Source organism: Massilia sp. LjRoot122 (assembly GCF_964252725.1).
Classification (GTDB): domain Bacteria; phylum Pseudomonadota; class Gammaproteobacteria; order Burkholderiales; family Burkholderiaceae_D; genus Telluria.
The window spans coordinates 4,262,103-4,279,946 of sequence record NZ_CAXUPB020000001.1; the positions used below are offsets into that span (position 1 = coordinate 4,262,103).

A 17,844-nucleotide genomic window follows, 5' to 3' on the forward strand; every position below is an offset into this window, starting at 1 on the left:
TATAACAAGGATTCTCTTCTATACAAGACTGTTCCGACAACACTCACGACGCTGCTTCGGCCGGCCAGCGCCGGCGCCACGGCCGCAGCACCTGCCGCACCGGGTTCACCTGCGTGCCCACCTCGTCCTCCCCGACCAGTCCACGCCGCTTCAGGTGACGCAGCGCCACCTGCACCGCCGACTTCGACAGTCCTGTCTTGACCGCAATCGTCTGCAGGCTGGCCGGCACCTGGTCGCGGCCGAGCGCCTCCGCGCTGGTAAGCAGGTAGAGATAAACGACAAAGGCGGCGGGACGGCGGTCGTGGCCGACCAGGTCGGGCATCAGGACCTCGAACACGTAGGCATCGAGCGAACAACGGCGGGTAGTCATGAATACTATAGTAATTAAAATTACATGCAGCCGCGAGTCTGCCACGATAATGCTTGCCACGACAACCACCACGAACCACCACGAACCACCATGATCACCCAACTGAAATTCGTCAGCATCCCGGTTTCGGACCAGGACCGCGCCCTCGCCTTCTACACCGAACAACTCGGCTTCGACATCGCCACCGACCAGCCCATGGGTCCGGGCAAGCGCTGGATCGAGCTGCGCATCGGCTCGTCCGGCACGCGCGTCGTGCTGTTCACGCCGGACGGCCAGGAAGACCGTATCGGCAGCTTCTTCAACGGCTCGTTTGCCTGCGATAACGTGGAAGCGACTTACCGCCAGCTGAGCCAGCGCGGCGTCGAGTTCGTCGAGCCGCCGACTGTGCAGCCCTGGGGCTCGTTCGCGAAGTTCAAGGATCCGGACGGGAATACCTTCGTGCTGTCGTCGTCCTGATACTGGTCGGTTCCCGTTCGCGACTTCGGCGGGGAAATTAGGCTCCGGCCTTCGCCGGAGCGACGGTTTTTAGGCTGGCTAGTAAAAATTCAAAACACAAAAAAGCCCGCCCCTCTCGCGAGGAAGCGGGCGCGCACGACAGACGTGAAGCCGACTTAAGCGGTTTCTTTCAGCTGCTCCAGGATTGCAGGGTTTTCCAGGGTCGACACGTCCTGGGTGATGGTCTCGCCCTTGGCCAGCACGCGCAGCAGGCGGCGCATGATCTTGCCGGAGCGGGTCTTCGGCAGGTTGTCGCCAAAGCGGATTTCCTTCGGCTTGGCGATCGGGCCGATTTCCTTGCCCACCCAGTTACGCAACTCGGTCGCCAGTTTCTTCGCGTCGTCACCGCTCGGACGGGCCTGCTTCAGCACCACGAAGGCGCAGATCGACTCGCCGGTGGTCTCGTCCGGCTTGCCAACCACCGCCGCCTCCGCAACCAGCGGGTGACCCACCAGCGCGGATTCGATTTCCATCGTGCCCATGCGGTGGCCCGAGACGTTCAGCACGTCGTCGATGCGGCCCGTGATCGTGAAGTAGCCGGTGTCCTTGTTGCGCACCGCGCCGTCACCGGCCAAGTAGTACTTGCCGCCCAATTCTTCCGGGAAGTAGCTGGTGCGGAAGCGGTCCGGGTTGTTCCAGATGGTGCGGATCATCGACGGCCATGGACGCTTGACGACCAGGATGCCGCCCTGCCCGTTCGGCACGTCGTTGCCGGCTTCATCCACGATCGCGGTCATGATGCCCGGCAGCGGCAGCGTGCACGAGCCCGGCACCAGCGGGGTCGCGCCCGGCAGCGGGGTGATCATGTGGCCGCCGGTCTCGGTCTGCCAGAAGGTGTCGACGATCGGGCAGCGTTCCTGGCCGACGTTCTTGTAGTACCACATCCAGGCTTCCGGATTGATCGGCTCGCCGACCGAACCCAGCAGGCGCAGGCTCGACAGGTCGAAATTCTTGGGGTGCACCTTCTCGTCGACGTCGGAGGCCTTGATGAGCGAACGGATCGCGGTCGGCGCGGTGTAGAAGATCGAGACCTTGTGCTTGGCGATGGTTTCCCAGAAGCGGCCGGCGTGCGGATAGGTCGGCACGCCTTCGAACACCACCTGGGTGGCGCCGACAGCCAGCGGGCCGTAGGCGATATAGCTGTGGCCGGTGACCCAGCCGATGTCGGCCGTGCACCAGTAGACGTCGTCCGGCTTGATGTCGAAGGTCCACTTCATGGTCAGCGCGGCCCACAGCAGGAAGCCGCCGGTCGCGTGCTGCACGCCCTTCGGCGTACCGGTCGAGCCCGAGGTGTAGAGGATGAACAGCGGGTGTTCCGCGTCCACCCACTCCGGCTCGCATTGGGTCGGCTGCTGGTCGACCAGGTCGTGCAGCCAGAGGTCGCGGCCTTCCTGGAAGTTGATGTTGCCGCCGGTGCGCTTGTAGACGATGACGTCGCGGATGGTGGTGCAGCCGCCCATCGCCAGCGCCTCGTCGACGATGGCCTTCAGGGGCAGCGACTTACCGCCGCGCAGCTGCTCGTCGGCAGTAATAACGGCGACGGCGCCGGCGTCGATGATGCGTTCCTGCAGCGACTTCGCCGAGAAGCCGCCGAACACCACCGAGTGGGTGGCGCCGATGCGGGCGCAGGCCTGCATTGCGGCGACGCCTTCGATCGACATCGACATGTAGATGATGACGCGGTCGCCCTTCTGGATGCCGCGCGACTTCAGGCCGTTGGCGAACTGGCAGACGCGGGCATGCAGCTCGCGGTAGGTGGCGCGGGTGACGGTGCCGTCGTCCGCCTCGAAGATGATGGCGGTCTTGTCGGCATTGCCGTTCGTGAGATTGCGGTCGAGGCTGTTGTACGAGGCGTTCAGCTGGCCGTCGGCGAACCATTTATAGAACGGTGCACTGGATTCGTCGAGGGTGGTGGTGAACGGCTTGTGCCAGTCGATGTTTTCACGCGCCAGGCGCGCCCAGAAGCCCTCGTAGTCGCTGGCGGCTTCGGCGCACAGCTTTTCGTAGGCTTCCATGCCGGAAATCGCAGCCTTGCCGGCGAACGCCGCCGGCGGTGGGAACACGCGGTTTTCCTGCAGGGTGAATTCTTCTTGCTTGGTCTCGTTCTCGGCCATCATCGTCTCCATAGTAGTAAGGTTTTTACTGAACACCTTAGGGGCGCTCGCTTACTGAGCCCTTACAGCAGGCTTCTCATCGAATGCCATTCTACCAACCTTGCCGCTCAGGGGCGAAGTAAGCCGCAAGGAGCCTTAGACGGGTGTAAAATGCTCGGCTGTATTTGTCCAGCATCCAGGAGTCCGCATCCCGATGGCGCAGTTAATTCCCCCAACCGAAGCAAAAAAGCTTACTCCACTCAATAGCCTGATCTTTGCCAGCCGCTGGCTGCAGCTGCCGCTGTACCTCGGCCTGATCCTGGCGCAGTGCGTCTACGTGTTCCACTTCTGGGTCGAGCTCAAGGACCTGATCGGTGCGGCGATGGGCAATGCGCCGTCGCTCGCCCACATCCTGGATGCCGTCACCGTGCCTGGTGCGCCGCGTCCGACCAAGCTGACCGAAACCACGATCATGCTGGTGGTGCTCGGCCTGATCGACGTGGTCATGATCTCGAACCTGTTAATCATGGTCATCGTCGGCGACTACGAGACCTTCGTCTCGCGCATGCACCTCGAAGGCCACCCGGACCAGCCCGAATGGCTGTCCCACGTGAACGCCTCGGTACTCAAAACCAAGCTGGCGATGGCGATCATCGGCATCTCGTCGATCCACCTGCTGAAGACCTTCATCAACGCGGCGAACTACCCGAACACCGATACGATGATGTGGCAAACCCTCATCCACTGCGCCTTCCTGGTATCGGCGATCGCCATCGCCTACACCGACCGCATCGTCATGACCACGCACGCAAAACATTAATTCCTCCTGATCGAGAACTATATGGCAACCGTTATCACCCAGAGCGACCTCATCGAATCGGTCGCAGCAGCCCTCCAGTACATCAGCTACTACCACCCGGCCGACTATATCCAGCACCTGGCGCGCGCGTATGAGACCGAGCAAAGCCCGGCCGCGAAGGACGCCATCGCCCAGATCCTGACCAACTCGCGCATGTGCGCCGAAGGCAAGCGTCCGATCTGCCAGGACACCGGCATCGTCAACGTGTTCCTGAAGATCGGCATGGGCGTCCGCTTCGAAGGCTTCACCGGCACCGTCACCGACGCCGTCAACGAAGGCGTGCGCCGTGCCTACGCCTTCGAGGACAACAAGCTGCGCGCCTCGATCGTGGCCGACCCGCACTTCGAACGCAAGAACACCAAGGACAACACCCCGGCCGTGGTCCACATGGAACTGGTCGAAGGCGACACCGTCGACGTGAAAGTGGCGGCCAAGGGCGGCGGTTCGGAAAACAAGACCAAGTTCGTGATGCTGAACCCGTCCGATTCGCTGGTGGACTGGGTCATGAAGACCGTGCCGCTGATGGGCGCCGGCTGGTGCCCGCCGGGCATGCTGGGCATCGGCATCGGCGGCACCGCCGAGAAGGCGATGCTGATGGCGAAAGAGTCGCTGATGGACGACATCGACATGTACGAGCTCAAGCAGCGCGGCCCGCAGAACAAGCTGGAAGAACTGCGTATCGAACTGTGCGACAAGATCAATGCGCTGGGCATCGGCGCCCAGGGCCTGGGCGGCCTGACCACCGTGCTGGACGTGAAGATCAACATGTACCCGACCCACGCGGCCTCGAAGCCGGTGGCGATGATCCCGAACTGCGCCGCCACCCGCCACGCCCACTTCGTGCTGGACGGCTCGGGCCCGGCCTACATCGAACCGCCGGCGCTGTCGACCTGGCCGGACGTGCAGTGGACCCCGGACACCGAGAAATCGAAGCGCGTCGACCTCAACACCCTCACCAAAGAGGAAGTCGCTTCCTGGAAGCCGGGTCAGACCCTGCTCCTGAACGGCAAGATGCTGACCGGCCGCGACGCCGCGCACAAGCGCATCCAGGACATGCTGTCCAAGGGCGAGCAGCTGCCGGTGGACTTCACCAACCGCGTGATCTACTACGTCGGCCCGGTCGACCCGGTGGGCGATGAAGTCGTCGGCCCGGCAGGCCCGACCACCGCGACCCGCATGGACAAGTTCACCGACATGATGCTGGAGAAGACCGGCCTGATCTCGATGATCGGCAAGGCCGAGCGCGGCCCGGCGGCGATCGAATCGATCCAGAAGCACAAGTCGGCCTACCTGATGGCGGTCGGCGGCTCGGCCTACCTGGTGTCGAAGGCCATCAAGTCGGCCAAGGTGGTCGGCTTCGAAGACCTGGGCATGGAAGCGATCTACGAGTTCGACGTGACCGACATGCCGGTCACCGTGGCCGTCGATTCGACCGGCACCTCGGTGCACAACACCGGCCCGAAGGAATGGTCGGCCAAGATCGAGTCGCTCAAGGGCATCCCGGTCACCGCCGCGTGATGATGCGCGGGCGAATCATCCGATGACACGCCTGCGCTTTCAACCATGACCACATCTCCCCCCTCCCCTGGCGCCCCGGTCGGCATCTTCGACTCGGGCGTCGGCGGCCTTTCGGTGCTGCGCCACATCCAGGCGCAGCTGCCGAACGAACACCTCCTGTATTTCGCCGACACCGCATTCGCCCCGTATGGCGACAAGCCCGAACACGTGCTCATCGAGCGTGTGCTGGGAATTGGCGCCTTCCTGGCGGCGCGCGGCGCCAAGGCGCTGGTCGTGGCCTGCAATACCGCCACCGTCGCCGCCGTGCGCGTCCTGCGCGAGCGCTATCCCGACATGCCGATCGTCGGCGTCGAACCGGGCCTGAAACCGGGCGCGGCAAGTACCCGCAAGGGCACCGTCGGCGTACTGGCCACCGAGCGCACCCTCTCCGGCGAAAAATTCCTGCTGCTGCGCGACCAGATCGTGGAAGCGACGGGTGCCCGCTTCCTGCTGCAGCCCTGCGTGGGCCTGGCCGACCAGATCGAGTTCGGCGAGCCCGGCTCTCCGGCGCTCGAGGCGATGCTGGAACGCTATATCGCGCCGCTGCTGGCCCAGGGTGCCGACACCCTGGTGCTCGGCTGCACCCACTATCCGCTGGTGCAGGCATCGATCGAGCGCGTGATTCGCCGGCATACCGATGGCGAGGTCACGCTGATCGACACGGGCGAGGCCGTGGCACGCCAGCTCGCTCGCCTGCTCGAGGCGGCGGGGCTGCTGCGCCCTGCCGGCGGCGAAGCGGCACGCCTGACCGGTTTTACCAGCGCGAGCGGCGCTGCGCTGAGCGCCGCTTTCGCCAGTCTGCTGGGCCAGGTATTGGCCGTGCACGAGGTCGCGCTGGGGGCAACGATGTCGAACCCGGCAGGGACGCACATTTAAATTTGCCAGTTCGGGAAGACCTTTGTATAATCTTGTTCTGTCTCGGAAACAGCGAGGCAGACAAGAAGTAAGCAAGACAATGGTGGCTGTAGCTCAGTTGGTAGAGTCCAGGATTGTGATTCCTGTTGTCGTGGGTTCGAGTCCCATCAGCCACCCCAAGAATTCAAGCAAAGCCCAGTCTCCGGACTGGGCTTTTTGCTTTTCCGGTCCTGCTCGACTTTTCCATGCGCCATGGGTATCCTTGAAGTTCTGGCAACCCTGTCACGTGCGTGGCGCCCCTGATGACCCAACAGCATGCCGCTCCGACGCCCGTCAGCCGCCTGACGGCAAAGAAACGCCCGGCAGTCAGGTACGCCATCCGGGTCCTGGTCCTGTTTTGCGTGCTGCTGATCGCGGCCCAGGGCTGGAGCGCCTGGACTGCACGCCAGAGCCGGCTGGCCGAGAATGCGGCCGCGACCTCGAACATGGCCAGCGCCCTCGCGGCCCAGGCCGAAAGCACCATCAGGATCGTCGATACCGTCTTGGCCGGCGTGGTCGAACGCGTCGAGCACGACGGCGCCACGCCGGCGGCGTCCGACCGCCTGCGCAGCCACATGCGGAACATGGTGAAGGAAGTGAAGGAACTGCACGGGCTGTTCGTCTACGGCGCGGACGGCAGCTGGCTGGTCTCCTCGCTCGAGCGCCCGATTGCCGGCAACAACGCCGACCGCGAGTATTTCCAGTACCACCTCAAGAACCCCAGCCGCGCCGTCCACATCGGCAAGCCGGTCCGCAGCCGCTCCACCGGCGTCTGGATCCTGCCGGTGTCGCGCCGCCTCGACAAGCCCGACGGCAGCTTTGCCGGCGTGGCGCTCGGCACGGTCCAGATCGCGTTCTTTGCCGATCTCTACGAGCGCTTCGACGTGGGCAGGCAGGGGGTGGTCTTCCTGGCGCACGACGATGGCACCCTGATCTACCGCCGCCCCTTCAGCGAGGCACTGATCGGCACCAACATCGCGAGCGGTCCCGTGTTCCAGACGTATCGGGCGACGGGTCCTGTCGGGACCGCGATGCTGCGTTCCAAGATCGACGGCATCGTGCGCCTGTACAGCTTCCGCCACCTGGACAAGCTGCCCCTCATCGTCGCGACCGCGCAATCCAAGGAAGAAATCCTGGCCGAGTGGCAGCAGTCGTCCCTGCTGCTGTCCGGCGCCACCCTGCTGGTCGTGTTCCTGCTGGTGGGGGTCGGGGCACGCCTGGTGCGCCAGATCATGATCCGCGACCAGCTCGAGGCCGAACTGCGTATCGCCGAGGAGCACCTGCAGGAACGCAACCAGGCGCTGACGGTGCTGGCCACGCGGGACGGGCTGACCGGCCTCGCCAACCGCCGCCATTTCGAGGACACGCTGCACCTCGAACTCAAGCGCGCCAGGCGCACCGGCACGCCGCTGTCGCTGGTGCTGCTCGACGTCGATTTCTTCAAGAAGTACAACGACCGCTACGGCCACGTGGCCGGCGACGATTGCCTGCGCCAGGTCGCGGGCGCCCTGCGCGGCGGGCTGGCGCGCCCCACCGACCTTGCGGCGCGCTATGGCGGCGAGGAATTCGCCGTAATCCTGCCGTCGACCAGCCGGATCGGCGCCCGCTACGTGGCCGAACGCCTGCGCCTGGCCATCATGGAGCTCGGTATCGGCCATGCCGACAATCCCTCCGGCGTGGCCACCATCAGCGCCGGCGCCTGCACCTTTCATCCCACCCCGGGCGCGGCGCTGGAGCCGGAAGCTTTGCTGATGCAGGCCGACGCCCTGCTGTACCGCGCCAAGGCGAATGGGCGCAACCGCGTCTGCAGCGACCTCGACAATACTGACGCACCGCCGTCGCCCACGCTCGCCATATAAAAAAACCGCCTGCGATGCAGGCGGTTCATGGTGACTACCGAATGATGCTTAGTAGCGGGTCGGATTGTTCGGACGGTCGTCATGGCGGTTCGGGACGCCGTCGCCGTCGCGATCGCGGTCGTGGCTGTTGCGGACGCCGTCGCCGTCGCGGTCACGGCGCGCCATGCGGTGGTCGCGGTCACGGATCCAGCCGCCGCGGTCCAGGTACCAGCCGTTACGGTCCTGGCGCCACACCGGCTGCTGGTAGACGTAGCCGCTGCGCACCCGCTCGTAGTGGCCGCGTTCCCACACGTAGCGGCGGCCGTTATAGCTCCAGTAGCCCGGCACCCACTCGTAGCCGCGGCGGGCGTTCGGGATCGCTTCCCTGCGCATTGGCGGCGGTGCTTCGCGCACCACGATCACTTCAGTGCGGCTCTGGGCTTGGGCCTGGACCGGCGCGAAGGCGGCGGTACTGATCAGGACAGCTGCGGTAGCGGCAAGAATCGATTTCATGGTACTTCTCCTTTCGGTTGTGTTGAGACCACTATAGCCAGCCTCAACCGCACACGGGAGAAATGAAATACGTTCTTACAATCGAAACATGCCGCTACGAAAATGTAACTGATGCATAAACCACCAAAAAAAACAGCCGGCTGATGCCGGCTGCTTTTACTGGGAGAAACGGGGGATTAGTCCAGCTTCCAGGCGTAGTCGACCTTGGTCCAGGTCGCTGCCGGTGCGCCGTCCTTGGTGCCCGGCTTGAACTTGCACGAGGACAGGCCTTTCAGGGCTGCCTTGTCCAGGTTCTTGAAACCGCTCGACTTTTCCAGCTTCGATTCAGTCACGGTGCCGTCGGCGCTGACGTGGAACGATGCCGAGGTCGTGCCCTGCTCTTCGTTCATCAGCGACGCCTTCGGGTACTCGACCGCGCACTTCTTCGGGTCGAACGACGCCGGCACTTCAGCGGCGAAGGTAGCGCCAGCGGCGGTGGCGAGGGTCATTGCAGCGATCAGTTTCACGGTCAGGTTTTTCATGGTTTCCCCAATAAGGTTTTGTTTAAGGTTGGCAGTCTCACTGCGTGCCGGCCCGCGGGCCGGCGTTCTTCTCTCTTAGAATTCTTCCCACTCGTCGCTGGCGACGGTGGCTGCTTTCCTGGCCTTCGGCGCCGGTGCGGCTGCATCATCCTGCGCAGCCGCGGCCTTGCCTGGTGCTGCCGGCTTCTTCACCGCCGGCTTTTTGAGGGCCGGTGCCGGACGCTTGGCGGCGGCCGGGCGCACCACGACGGCGGTGCCGGTTACGGCCGGGGCAGAGGCCTCAGCCTGGTACTGCTCGCCCTCGCTCAGCTTGAAGATGCTGACGACGCGGGCCAGTTCGCCCGCCTGGTCCTGCAGGCTCTGCGCGGCGGCAGCGGCCTCTTCCACCAGGGCGGCGTTCTGCTGGGTCATGCTGTCCATCTCGATGATCGAGAGGTTGACCTGTTCGATACCGGCGCTCTGCTCGGCGCTGGCGTTGGCGATTTCGCTCATGATGTCGGTCACGCGCTTCACGCTCGTCACCACTTCATCCATCGTCACGCCGGCTTGGCCGACCAGCTTGCTGCCGCGCTCGACCTTCTCGACGGAGTCGCCGATCAGGGTCTTGATCTCTTTCGCCGCCGCAGCCGAACGCTGGGCCAGGTTGCGCACTTCCGATGCCACGACTGCGAAGCCGCGGCCCTGTTCGCCGGCACGGGCGGCTTCCACCGCGGCGTTCAGCGCCAGGATGTTGGTCTGGAAGGCGATGCCGTCGATCACGCCGATGATGTCGGAGATCTTGCTGGCCGAGCTGTTGATCTCGCCCATGGTGCCGACCACCTGGGACACCACTTCACCACCCTTGCGGGCCACGTCCGATGCGGTTGCGGCGAGGGCGTTGGCCTGGCGGGCGTTGTCGGCGTTCTGCTTGACGGTCGAGGTCAGTTCTTCCATGGCCGACGCGGTCTTTTCCAGCGAGCTGGCCTGCAGTTCGGTACGCGAGGACAGGTCGATGTTGCCGGCTGCGATTTCACGCGAGGCGGTACCGATGGTCTCGGTGCCGCGACGCACCTGTTCGACGATGCCGACCAGGCTGTTGCGCATTTCTTTCATTTCGACCAGCAGGCTGCCGCGGTCCGATTCTTCGGTCTCGATCGCCACGGCCAGGTCGCCGTGGGCGATGCTGGCGGCGATCTTGGCGGTATAGGCCGGTTCGCCGCCGAGCTGCTTGCGCAGGCTGCGCGAGATCAGCCAGGCTGCGACGACACCCATGGCGACGGCGGCCAGCAGCAGGACGATCATGAAGTTACGGGCGTTCTCGAATTCCGACTGGGCGTCCGCCTTGCTCTGGGCGTTCTGCTTTTCTTCCAGCAGGGCCAGCTGGTCCAGTGCCTCGGTCCACTTCTTCTGCACCGGACGCACTTCGCGGATCATGACGCGGGTGGCGTCCATCGCGTTGTTGGCCAGGTAGAGTTCCGATGCCTTGGCGATGGCCGGCATGGCGGCGCCCTCGAATTCCTTGACCTGGGCCAGCAGTGCCTTTTCCTTGTCGCTGGCATGGGCCGCGAACAGCGAAGACAGTTTCTTCTGGGCTTCGTCGTATTTGCGGGTCTGTTCCTTGAACTTGACCATTTCCGGCTCCATGTCGGCCGGGTCGGTCATCAGGGTCAGGACGCGCAGCGAGGCGACGCGGTCGCCGACGTTGTTGCGCATGTCGGTCACGAGGGCGGTCGAGACATTGCTGACGCTCACGACCTTGTCGAGGCGGTCCTGGATCTGCGCCATGCGCAGGATGCCGACCACGGTCACGACCACCAGCAACACCAGCACCAGTGCAAAGCCGAGTGCGAGGCGGGTACCGACCTTCAAGTTATTCAAAAAAGCCATTCCTGTTCATCCCTGTTCATCTATTGATCGAATTCGCCCGGATCCTGGCGCCGTGCGACGCGTTTTCATAGATCGTTATGAGCTATGAGTATTTCCGACAGGATAAATCAAAAATTCCGCCCGGAAAGTCGAAATCGACCGCCGTCATCGAACTGTTTCAGCTCAACAACAGTGTTGATGCGTTTCAACGTGTGAGGTAGTGAAAGAAATTATGCGTGCAGGCTTGCCGCACGGCAAGCATTTCGGAACATGGCTATACAATCCGACAAGGAAATGTATCAATTTGCCGACAAGAAACTAAAAAGGCGTACCGAAGTACGCCTTTAGTGGGAGAACAAGGCCAGGATGCCGGCTCAGGCAACGGCAGGCATGCGCCCGGCCGCCTCCAGCAACAGCATGGGATCGGCACCGGCCAGCTTCTTGGGATCGGACAGCATCTGGCGGAAGGCGCGCGCCCCGGGCAAGCCGGTCATGATGCCCAGCATGTGGCGGGTGATGCTGTTCAGCTTGAGGCCATGCTGGCCATACAGGCGCAGTTGCTCGGCGATATAAGGAAGCATCGCTTCCAGGACTTGTACCCGGGTCTTCATGGGCGCGCTGGTATCGCCGTAGAACAAGCGGTCCCAGGTCGCCATGACCCAGGGGTTGTGATAAGCCTCGCGGCCCAGCATGACGCCGTCCACATGCTGCAGATGCTGGGCGATCTCCTCATCCGTCTTGATGCCGCCATTGATGATGATTTCCAGTGCCGGGAACTCGCGCTTGAGCTGGTAGGCGACTTCATAGCGCAGCGGCGGAATCTCGCGGTTTTCCTTCGGCGACAGCCCCTTCAGCACGGCATTGCGGGCGTGAACGATGAAGGTCTGACAGCCGGCGTCGGCAATGGTGCCGATGAAGTCACGCACGAAGCCGTATTCCTCGTTGTAGTCGATGCCGATCCGGTGCTTGACCGTGACGTCGATCGACACCGCGTCGCGCATCGCCTTGACGCAGTCTGCCACCAGTTGCGGCTCCCCCATCAGGCAGGCGCCGAAGGCGCCCTTCTGCACCCGTTCGGACGGGCAACCGCAGTTCAGGTTGATCTCGTCATAGCCCCACTGCTCGCCCAGCTTGGCGCTTTTCGCCAGGTCGGCCGGGTCGCTGCCGCCCAGCTGCAGCGCGATGGGGTGCTCCAGCTCGTTGTAGCGCAAGTGGCGCTCGACGTCGCCGTAGACCAGGGCGCCGGTGGTGACCATCTCGGTGTACAGCCAGGTGTGACGGGTGATGTGGCGATGGAAGACGCGACAGTGGCGGTCGGTCCAATCCATCATGGGGGCTACGCTAAGTTTTCTCTTGCTGTCTTTCATCAAATCACACGTCCGTTTCAGAGACATCCCCGGTGAAGGCAGGGGTTCTCGCATGGGCCCGGAAAATCGAGGCTGGAATGGATGCCGGCGCTTCGGCGACGTTCGCGGGCTGCGCATATTACCCTAAAAGGGCGTCGAACCGTCCTGGGTCTTGTTGACAAATGCGGTCCGCTGATGCAACGTAGATATACCGCCTGACAAGACTGACAAGCCAGGCGCCACATTGAGGAACTGGTCGGCGATGCAAGTCTTTACAACTGAGCAAATCAAGGAAACGCTGAGCGAGCTAGGCATCCCCTTCGAATCGAGCCGGCTCGAACTGCACTCCCTGAGATTCAAGAGCCTCAGGAAGATCGAAGAACGCGGGATTTATTACGTCGAGGGCGCGAGCACGGGCCACATCAGGAATTCCCTGATTCTGTGCTCGAGCGAGGAAGGGTTCGATGCTTCTAATTGCGTCGTCAAGGTTTCTCATCCGCAGATAGCATTTTATAAGCTGATGCGCTTTTATTTCGGTAACAAGGTAAATAAAGGCGTGCACCCTTCCGCAATCATCGACCCGGCAGCGCTGATTTCCCCTGGCGTCGAAATCGGACCATATTGCGTCATTGGCAAGGCCGAGATCCGGACCGGGGCTGTACTGGCTTCCCATATCGTTGTCGGCGACAACTGTGTTATCGGCGAACACACGGTCATTGAATCGCACTCGACAATCGGCGCCAGCGGCGTTGCCTGGGTGTGGGATAGCGCAAGCGGCGAGCGGATCGTCCAGCCGCAAATTGGTGGAGTCATTGTTGGCAATAATTGCTTTTTAGGTAGCGATATTTCCATCGTCCGCGGCTCGGTCAATGAGGACACGCTCATTGGCGATGGCACCGTGGTCGCGCACGGCACCAAGCTAGGACATGGCTGTACGATCGGGGCCAACAATCACTTCGCCAACAACGTCAGCCTGGCAGGCAACGTCACCACGGGCGAGCGCTGCTTTTTTGGCTCGGCTGCCGTTGTCCGCCCCATGATCACCCTGGCTGCAGATACGACCGTCGGTGCAGGTGCCGTCGTGGTCGAGAGCGTTCGCGATTCTCATCTGGTGTTGATGGGCGTGCCCGCAAAAAGCTCCCAGCCGACGAAAACGCGGCTGAGCGGCGTACCCAAGAAAATAGATAAAAAGGACGATTGATACATGAGCGCCCAGGCTTTTAGCTGTATTGCAGAAAGTGCGAAGATTGCAGAGAACGTGTCGATCGGCCGGTTCGTCATCATCGAAGCCGAGGTCGAGATCGCGGACGGCTGCGTGATCGAGGATTTCGTCACCATCCTGGCGGGCGCAAAGATCGGTCCGAACAGCAAGGTGGGAACCTATTCCAAGGTCGGCAAGAAAGTCGTTATCGGCTCACATTGTTCGCTCACGGCGTATTGCGAAATCCGTGACGGTTGCCAACTCGGAAGCAATGTGTCGATGGGTAGTCGGTGCACGCTGTCGGCCGGCACGATTGTCGAAGACGACGTGATCATGAAATACTCGTTCGTCGTGACCGACACCCCTGTCCTCAGCAGGAACAGCGAAAAGGTCGTCGGCCGCCTGAAAAAAGGGGCGCGCTTCGGTGCGAACGTCGTCATCATGCCTGGCGTGACGATCGGCGCCAATGCCGAAATCGGCGCGTGTTCTCAGGTCCGGCATGACGTGCCCGATAACGAAGTGTGGTACGGCTCACCTGCCCAGTTCTATCGGAAGAACAAGGAGTGAACCTCATTCCGATGCGGCCGCCTGTCGCTCGACAAGCGGCCTCGCCGTGTATGGGTTTTTACTGACACGCCGGTTTCGGAACTACCATTGCGGTCGGCATCGGTATCGCGATGCCAGACTCGCAATGCGTTATTGGATCGCCTCCTCCCTTCGATTCGGCGCCCCGCCGCCCGGCGCGGGCGCCGCTGTCCACCTGTTGCGCCTGACCCACGCTTGAGACGAGATATCTTGGTCTGCATCCCCTCATTCAGCCTGTTCCCTGCCTTCTCATCCGCAAGGGAAAAAACAGCAGGTACAATCCAGGTAAAACTTTCCGTGCGGCATTAAAGCCGAAGTTCTTCCCTTTTCTGGACACTCTGCAATGAAGTTCGTCATCGGTCCTAACAATAATCCCGGGGCACTCCTGGCATCGCCCCCCCTTTCCCTGCTCCCAATGAGGAAAGCATCATGAAGGCACGCGCCAAGAATGCCGTGCAGTTGACCAAGCTGGAGAAATGCCGGCGCGCCGTCCGCGCCACTCCGCTGGACGCGCACGCGCATGCGCTGCTCGGCCTGGAGCTGCAGGAACTTGGCCAGCTCGATGAGGCTGTCGCCAGCCAGCGTAAGGCGCTTCAACTCAACCCTCGCCTGACGTCGCTGCATGAGACGCTTGCGACTGCCCTGCATGCGCTTGAAAAGCCTGCGCAAGCCATTGACGCGTATCGCCGCGGATTGCTTGCCCAGGAAAGGAATGCGGCGCTGCACCGGGGCCTGAGCGCCGCACTGTACGACACCAGGCAGTTCGAAGACGCCGCAGCCAGTGCCGAACGCGGCCTGGCACTGTTTCCGGACGATCCAGCGCTGCATTTTTGCCTGGCAAAGGCGCAGCACGCCTTGTCCGGCGACGCGGCAGGCGCCGATGCCTACCGGCGCGTGCTCGCGCTGTATCCGGACCATGTGGACACCCTGCTCCAGCTGGGCCGCTGCCTGCGCCGGCTCAAGCAGGACGAGGCGTCGGAAGCCATCTACCGGCAGGCGCTCGCGCTCAAGCCGGGCGATCCGGACGTCATCAGCGCCATGGGCGTGGCCTTGCTCAAGCTGAAGCAGCTACAGGCGGCCCGTGACATGTTCGAGCAGGCGCTGCGGATCGCGCCCGACCACCTGGACGCCCTCGGTTCGCTCGCCTTTACCTGCTTCGAACTCGGGCAAGGTAAAGAGGCTGTACGTCTTGCCAGGCGCGCGACGGAGCTCGCTCCCCGCAAGAGCGGCATGTACAGCACGATGTTGTTCATGTTGAGCCACACCACCACGGACCCGGTCGAGCTGACACGCGCCCACCTGGGATTCGGCGAACGCTGGGATGCGCCCAGCTGGGAAGCACATGCGAACGATCGCGATCCCGCGCGCTGCCTGCGCATCGGCTTCGTTTCGGCCGACCTCTACAATCACGCCGTCACCAGCTTCATCGAGCCGGTCTTCGAGGTGCTCAAGCACAGCACGCAGCTGAGCCTGCACGTCTATAGCAACGGCACGATCGAAGATGAGGCGACCGAGCGACTGCGCGGCCACATCGCGCACTGGCATTCGATCGCCGGGCTCGACGATGAGGCAGCGTCGAGCAAGATCAGGGCAGACGGAATCGACATCCTGATCGACCTGTCCAGCCATTCACTGCATAACCGCCTGGCGCTGTTCGGCAGGAAGCCCGCACCGGTGCAGGTCAGCTGGATCGGCTATGCCGGTACGACAGGCTTGAAAACCATGGATTACTACATGGCCGACGCGTTTCGCCTGCCCGAGGGACGTTACGAAAGCCAGTTTTCCGAAAAAATTGCCCGCATTCCCTTGGTCGCCCCCTTCATGCCCGACCCGGTAGCCCCACCGGTGAACGAGCTGCCGGCTTTACGCAATGGCTACCTGACCTTCGGGAGTTTTCACCGCCTGAACAAGGTCAGCCGCGAAGTCGTGACGCAATGGGCAAAATTATTGCGTGCAGTTCCTGACTCGAAAATGCTGCTGGGCGGTATTGCCAACGACGATGGCGCGGCCAGGATGCTCGGCTGGTTCGAAGAAGAGGGAATCGACCGCAGCCGCGTGATCCTTCGTCCCCGCGCCAAAATGCGTGACTACCTGGCGCAACATCATGAAGTCGATCTCTGCCTGACCCCCTTCCCCTATACGGGCTCGACCACGATCGCCCACGCGCTCTGGATGGGCGTGCCGACCTTGTGTACCATGGGGCCAACCAACCCGAGCCAGTCGGTGGCCTTCTACCTCGCCCACCTCGGACTGAGCTCCTTCGTCGCCCCCGATGAGGACACCTATATCAAGCTGGGCGTCTTCCTGTCCGGGAACCTGTCCGCGCTGGCGGCAATGCGCGCCAGCATGCGTGAGCGTTTCACCAACTCGCTCGTCGGTTATCCCGGCATTACCGCGGCCGGCGCCGAGCACGCGTTCCGCCTGATGTGGCAACGCTGGTGCGCCGGCCTGCCGCCGGAACACCTCAAGGTTCGCCTGTCCGACCTGTCCAACGCTTCCAACGAGGAAACCACGGCATGAAAACCATTCGCGGTCCTGAAGACCTTGCCATCAATGGCAGCCAACCTGCGTTTGAACAACTCTTACACGTAGGTCGCCCGAATATCGGCGACCGCGACGCCTTCATGCACTACGTCGGCGAGATCTTCGACCGGCGCTGGCTCAGCAATGACGGCCCGCTGGTCAAGGAATTCGAAGCCAGGGTGGCGCAGCACCTGGGCGTCAAGCATTGCGTCGCGATGTGCAACGGGACCATCGCCCTCGAAATCGCGATCCGCGCCCTCGGGCTAGAGGGCGAGGTGATCGTACCCTCGTACACCTTCGTCGCCACCGCGCATGCCTTGCAATGGCAGTCGATTACGCCGGTGTTCGCCGACATCGATCCGGCCACGCATACGCTGTCCCCGGCTGCGGTGCGCAAGATGATCACGCCACGCACCACCGGCATCATCGGCGTCCACCTGTGGAGCCGCCCCGCGCCGGTGGCCGAATTGCAGGAGATCGCCGACGAACACGGGCTGAAGCTGATGTTCGATGCCGCGCACGCCTTCTCCTGCACCCACCAAGGGCGAATGATCGGCAATTTCGGCGCCTGCGAAGTGCTCAGCTTCCATGCGACGAAGTTTTTCAACAGCTTCGAAGGCGGGGCCATCGTCACCAACGACGACGAACTGGCGACCAAGGCGCGCCTGATGCGCAATTTCGGTTTTTCCGGCCTCGACGAAGTCATCCATCCGGGCACGAACGGCAAGATGATCGAGATTGCCGCCGCGATGGGACTGGTCAACCTGGAGTCGGTGGACGAGGTCATCGCCGCCAACCGCCGCAACTACGAAGCCTACCGCGCGGCCCTGGAAGGCGTCCCCGGTGTGCGCATGGTGAGCTACAACGACAAGGAGCGTAACAATTACCAGTATGTGATCCTGGAGGTCGGCGCCGACTGCCCGGTTTCCCGCGACCGCCTGGTCGACATCCTGAGGGCCGAGAACATCATGGCCCGGCGCTACTTCTGGCCGGGCAGCCACAGGATGGAGCCCTACCGCTCCCTCTTCCCGCATGCCGGACTGATGCTGCCGGCAACCGAGGCCGTCGCCGCCAGCGTGGTCGTCCTGCCGACCGGGCAAACCATGGACGCCGCCGCGATCGACACCGTGGTCCAGGTGATCCGTACCGCCATCCGCACCCGCGCCTGAGCCTGTTGTCGTGCTTTTTGTGCAAGCCACAAAAG

15 protein-coding genes and 1 tRNA gene are annotated in these 17,844 nt (G+C 62.9%); 10 read left to right on the plus strand and 6 right to left on the minus strand.

Annotation, left to right across the window (positions count from 1 at the left end; genetic code table 11):
- Positions 1 to 43 precede the first annotated feature (43 nt).
- Complete coding sequence (locus ACSQ25_RS18695) at positions 44 to 370, minus strand: helix-turn-helix domain-containing protein (RefSeq protein WP_436107168.1); 327 nt, start codon at positions 368 to 370, stop codon at positions 44 to 46.
- Positions 371 to 460: 90 nt separating this feature from the next.
- Between ACSQ25_RS18695 and ACSQ25_RS18700 the strand changes: the two genes are divergently transcribed.
- Positions 461 to 826, plus strand: a complete 366-nt coding sequence (locus ACSQ25_RS18700; RefSeq protein WP_436107169.1) for a VOC family protein — start codon at positions 461 to 463, stop codon at positions 824 to 826.
- A 155-nt stretch (positions 827 to 981) separates the two neighbouring features.
- Here ACSQ25_RS18700 and acs read toward each other — a convergent pair whose 3' ends face one another.
- The gene (acs, locus tag ACSQ25_RS18705; RefSeq protein WP_436108106.1) at positions 982 to 2,979 is read right to left on the minus strand and encodes an acetate--CoA ligase; all 1,998 of its coding nucleotides are present in this window, start codon (positions 2,977 to 2,979) and stop codon (positions 982 to 984) included.
- A gap of 193 nt (positions 2,980 to 3,172) precedes the next feature.
- Between acs and ACSQ25_RS18710 the strand changes: the two genes are divergently transcribed.
- The 5 genes from ACSQ25_RS18710 (at position 3,173) to ACSQ25_RS18730 (ending at position 8,127) form a co-directional block, all read left to right on the plus strand.
- Positions 3,173 to 3,778, plus strand: coding sequence for a TIGR00645 family protein (locus ACSQ25_RS18710; protein WP_436107170.1), 606 nt, complete (start codon positions 3,173 to 3,175; stop codon positions 3,776 to 3,778).
- Positions 3,779 to 3,799: 21 nt separating this feature from the next.
- Positions 3,800 to 5,335 (plus strand): fumarate hydratase, encoded by a 1,536-nt coding sequence (locus tag ACSQ25_RS18715; RefSeq protein ID WP_436107171.1) that lies wholly within the window; start codon positions 3,800 to 3,802, stop codon positions 5,333 to 5,335.
- A 45-nt stretch (positions 5,336 to 5,380) separates the two neighbouring features.
- Positions 5,381 to 6,250: a glutamate racemase gene (gene murI, locus ACSQ25_RS18720; protein ID WP_436107172.1), complete on the plus strand. Its 870-nt coding sequence runs from the start codon at positions 5,381 to 5,383 to the stop codon at positions 6,248 to 6,250.
- An 82-nt stretch (positions 6,251 to 6,332) separates the two neighbouring features.
- A tRNA-His gene (locus ACSQ25_RS18725) sits at positions 6,333 to 6,408 on the plus strand.
- Between the two features lie 123 nt (positions 6,409 to 6,531).
- A complete protein-coding gene (locus ACSQ25_RS18730; RefSeq protein WP_436107173.1) occupies positions 6,532 to 8,127 on the plus strand; it encodes a sensor domain-containing diguanylate cyclase in 1,596 nt (531 codons plus the stop codon).
- Positions 8,128 to 8,175: 48 nt separating this feature from the next.
- Here the strand turns inward: ACSQ25_RS18730 and ACSQ25_RS18735 are convergent, their stop codons facing one another.
- The 4 genes from ACSQ25_RS18735 to dusA form a co-directional block, all read right to left on the minus strand.
- Positions 8,176 to 8,619, minus strand: a complete 444-nt coding sequence (locus ACSQ25_RS18735; protein WP_436107174.1) for a YXWGXW repeat-containing protein — start codon at positions 8,617 to 8,619, stop codon at positions 8,176 to 8,178.
- A 176-nt stretch (positions 8,620 to 8,795) separates the two neighbouring features.
- On the minus strand, positions 8,796 to 9,140 hold the full coding sequence (locus ACSQ25_RS18740; RefSeq protein ID WP_436107175.1) for an energy transducer TonB: 345 nt from the start codon (positions 9,138 to 9,140) through the stop codon (positions 8,796 to 8,798).
- A gap of 75 nt (positions 9,141 to 9,215) precedes the next feature.
- The gene (locus ACSQ25_RS18745; protein ID WP_436108107.1) at positions 9,216 to 10,988 is read right to left on the minus strand and encodes a methyl-accepting chemotaxis protein; all 1,773 of its coding nucleotides are present in this window, start codon (positions 10,986 to 10,988) and stop codon (positions 9,216 to 9,218) included.
- 371 nt (positions 10,989 to 11,359) lie between these two features.
- A complete protein-coding gene (dusA, locus tag ACSQ25_RS18750; protein ID WP_436107176.1) occupies positions 11,360 to 12,352 on the minus strand; it encodes a tRNA dihydrouridine(20/20a) synthase DusA in 993 nt (330 codons plus the stop codon).
- 241 nt (positions 12,353 to 12,593) lie between these two features.
- On the opposite strand from dusA, the gene ACSQ25_RS18755 reads away from it, so the two are divergent.
- From ACSQ25_RS18755 to ACSQ25_RS18770, 4 genes are all read left to right on the plus strand, one after another.
- Entirely contained in the window at positions 12,594 to 13,532 is a 939-nt protein-coding gene (locus ACSQ25_RS18755; RefSeq protein WP_436107177.1) for a DapH/DapD/GlmU-related protein, read from the plus strand.
- Between the two features lie 3 nt (positions 13,533 to 13,535).
- Entirely contained in the window at positions 13,536 to 14,099 is a 564-nt protein-coding gene (locus ACSQ25_RS18760) for a hypothetical protein (protein WP_436107178.1), read from the plus strand.
- Between the two features lie 447 nt (positions 14,100 to 14,546).
- Positions 14,547 to 16,637 carry an O-linked N-acetylglucosamine transferase family protein gene (locus tag ACSQ25_RS18765; RefSeq protein WP_436107179.1) on the plus strand — a complete coding sequence of 697 codons (2,091 nt, stop codon included), beginning with the start codon at positions 14,547 to 14,549 and terminating at the stop codon, positions 16,635 to 16,637.
- Positions 16,634 to 17,809, plus strand: a complete 1,176-nt coding sequence (locus tag ACSQ25_RS18770; RefSeq protein WP_436107180.1) for a DegT/DnrJ/EryC1/StrS family aminotransferase — start codon at positions 16,634 to 16,636, stop codon at positions 17,807 to 17,809. Before ACSQ25_RS18765 ends, ACSQ25_RS18770 begins: the two co-directional genes overlap by 4 nt.
- The last annotated feature ends 35 nt before the right edge of the window (positions 17,810 to 17,844 follow it).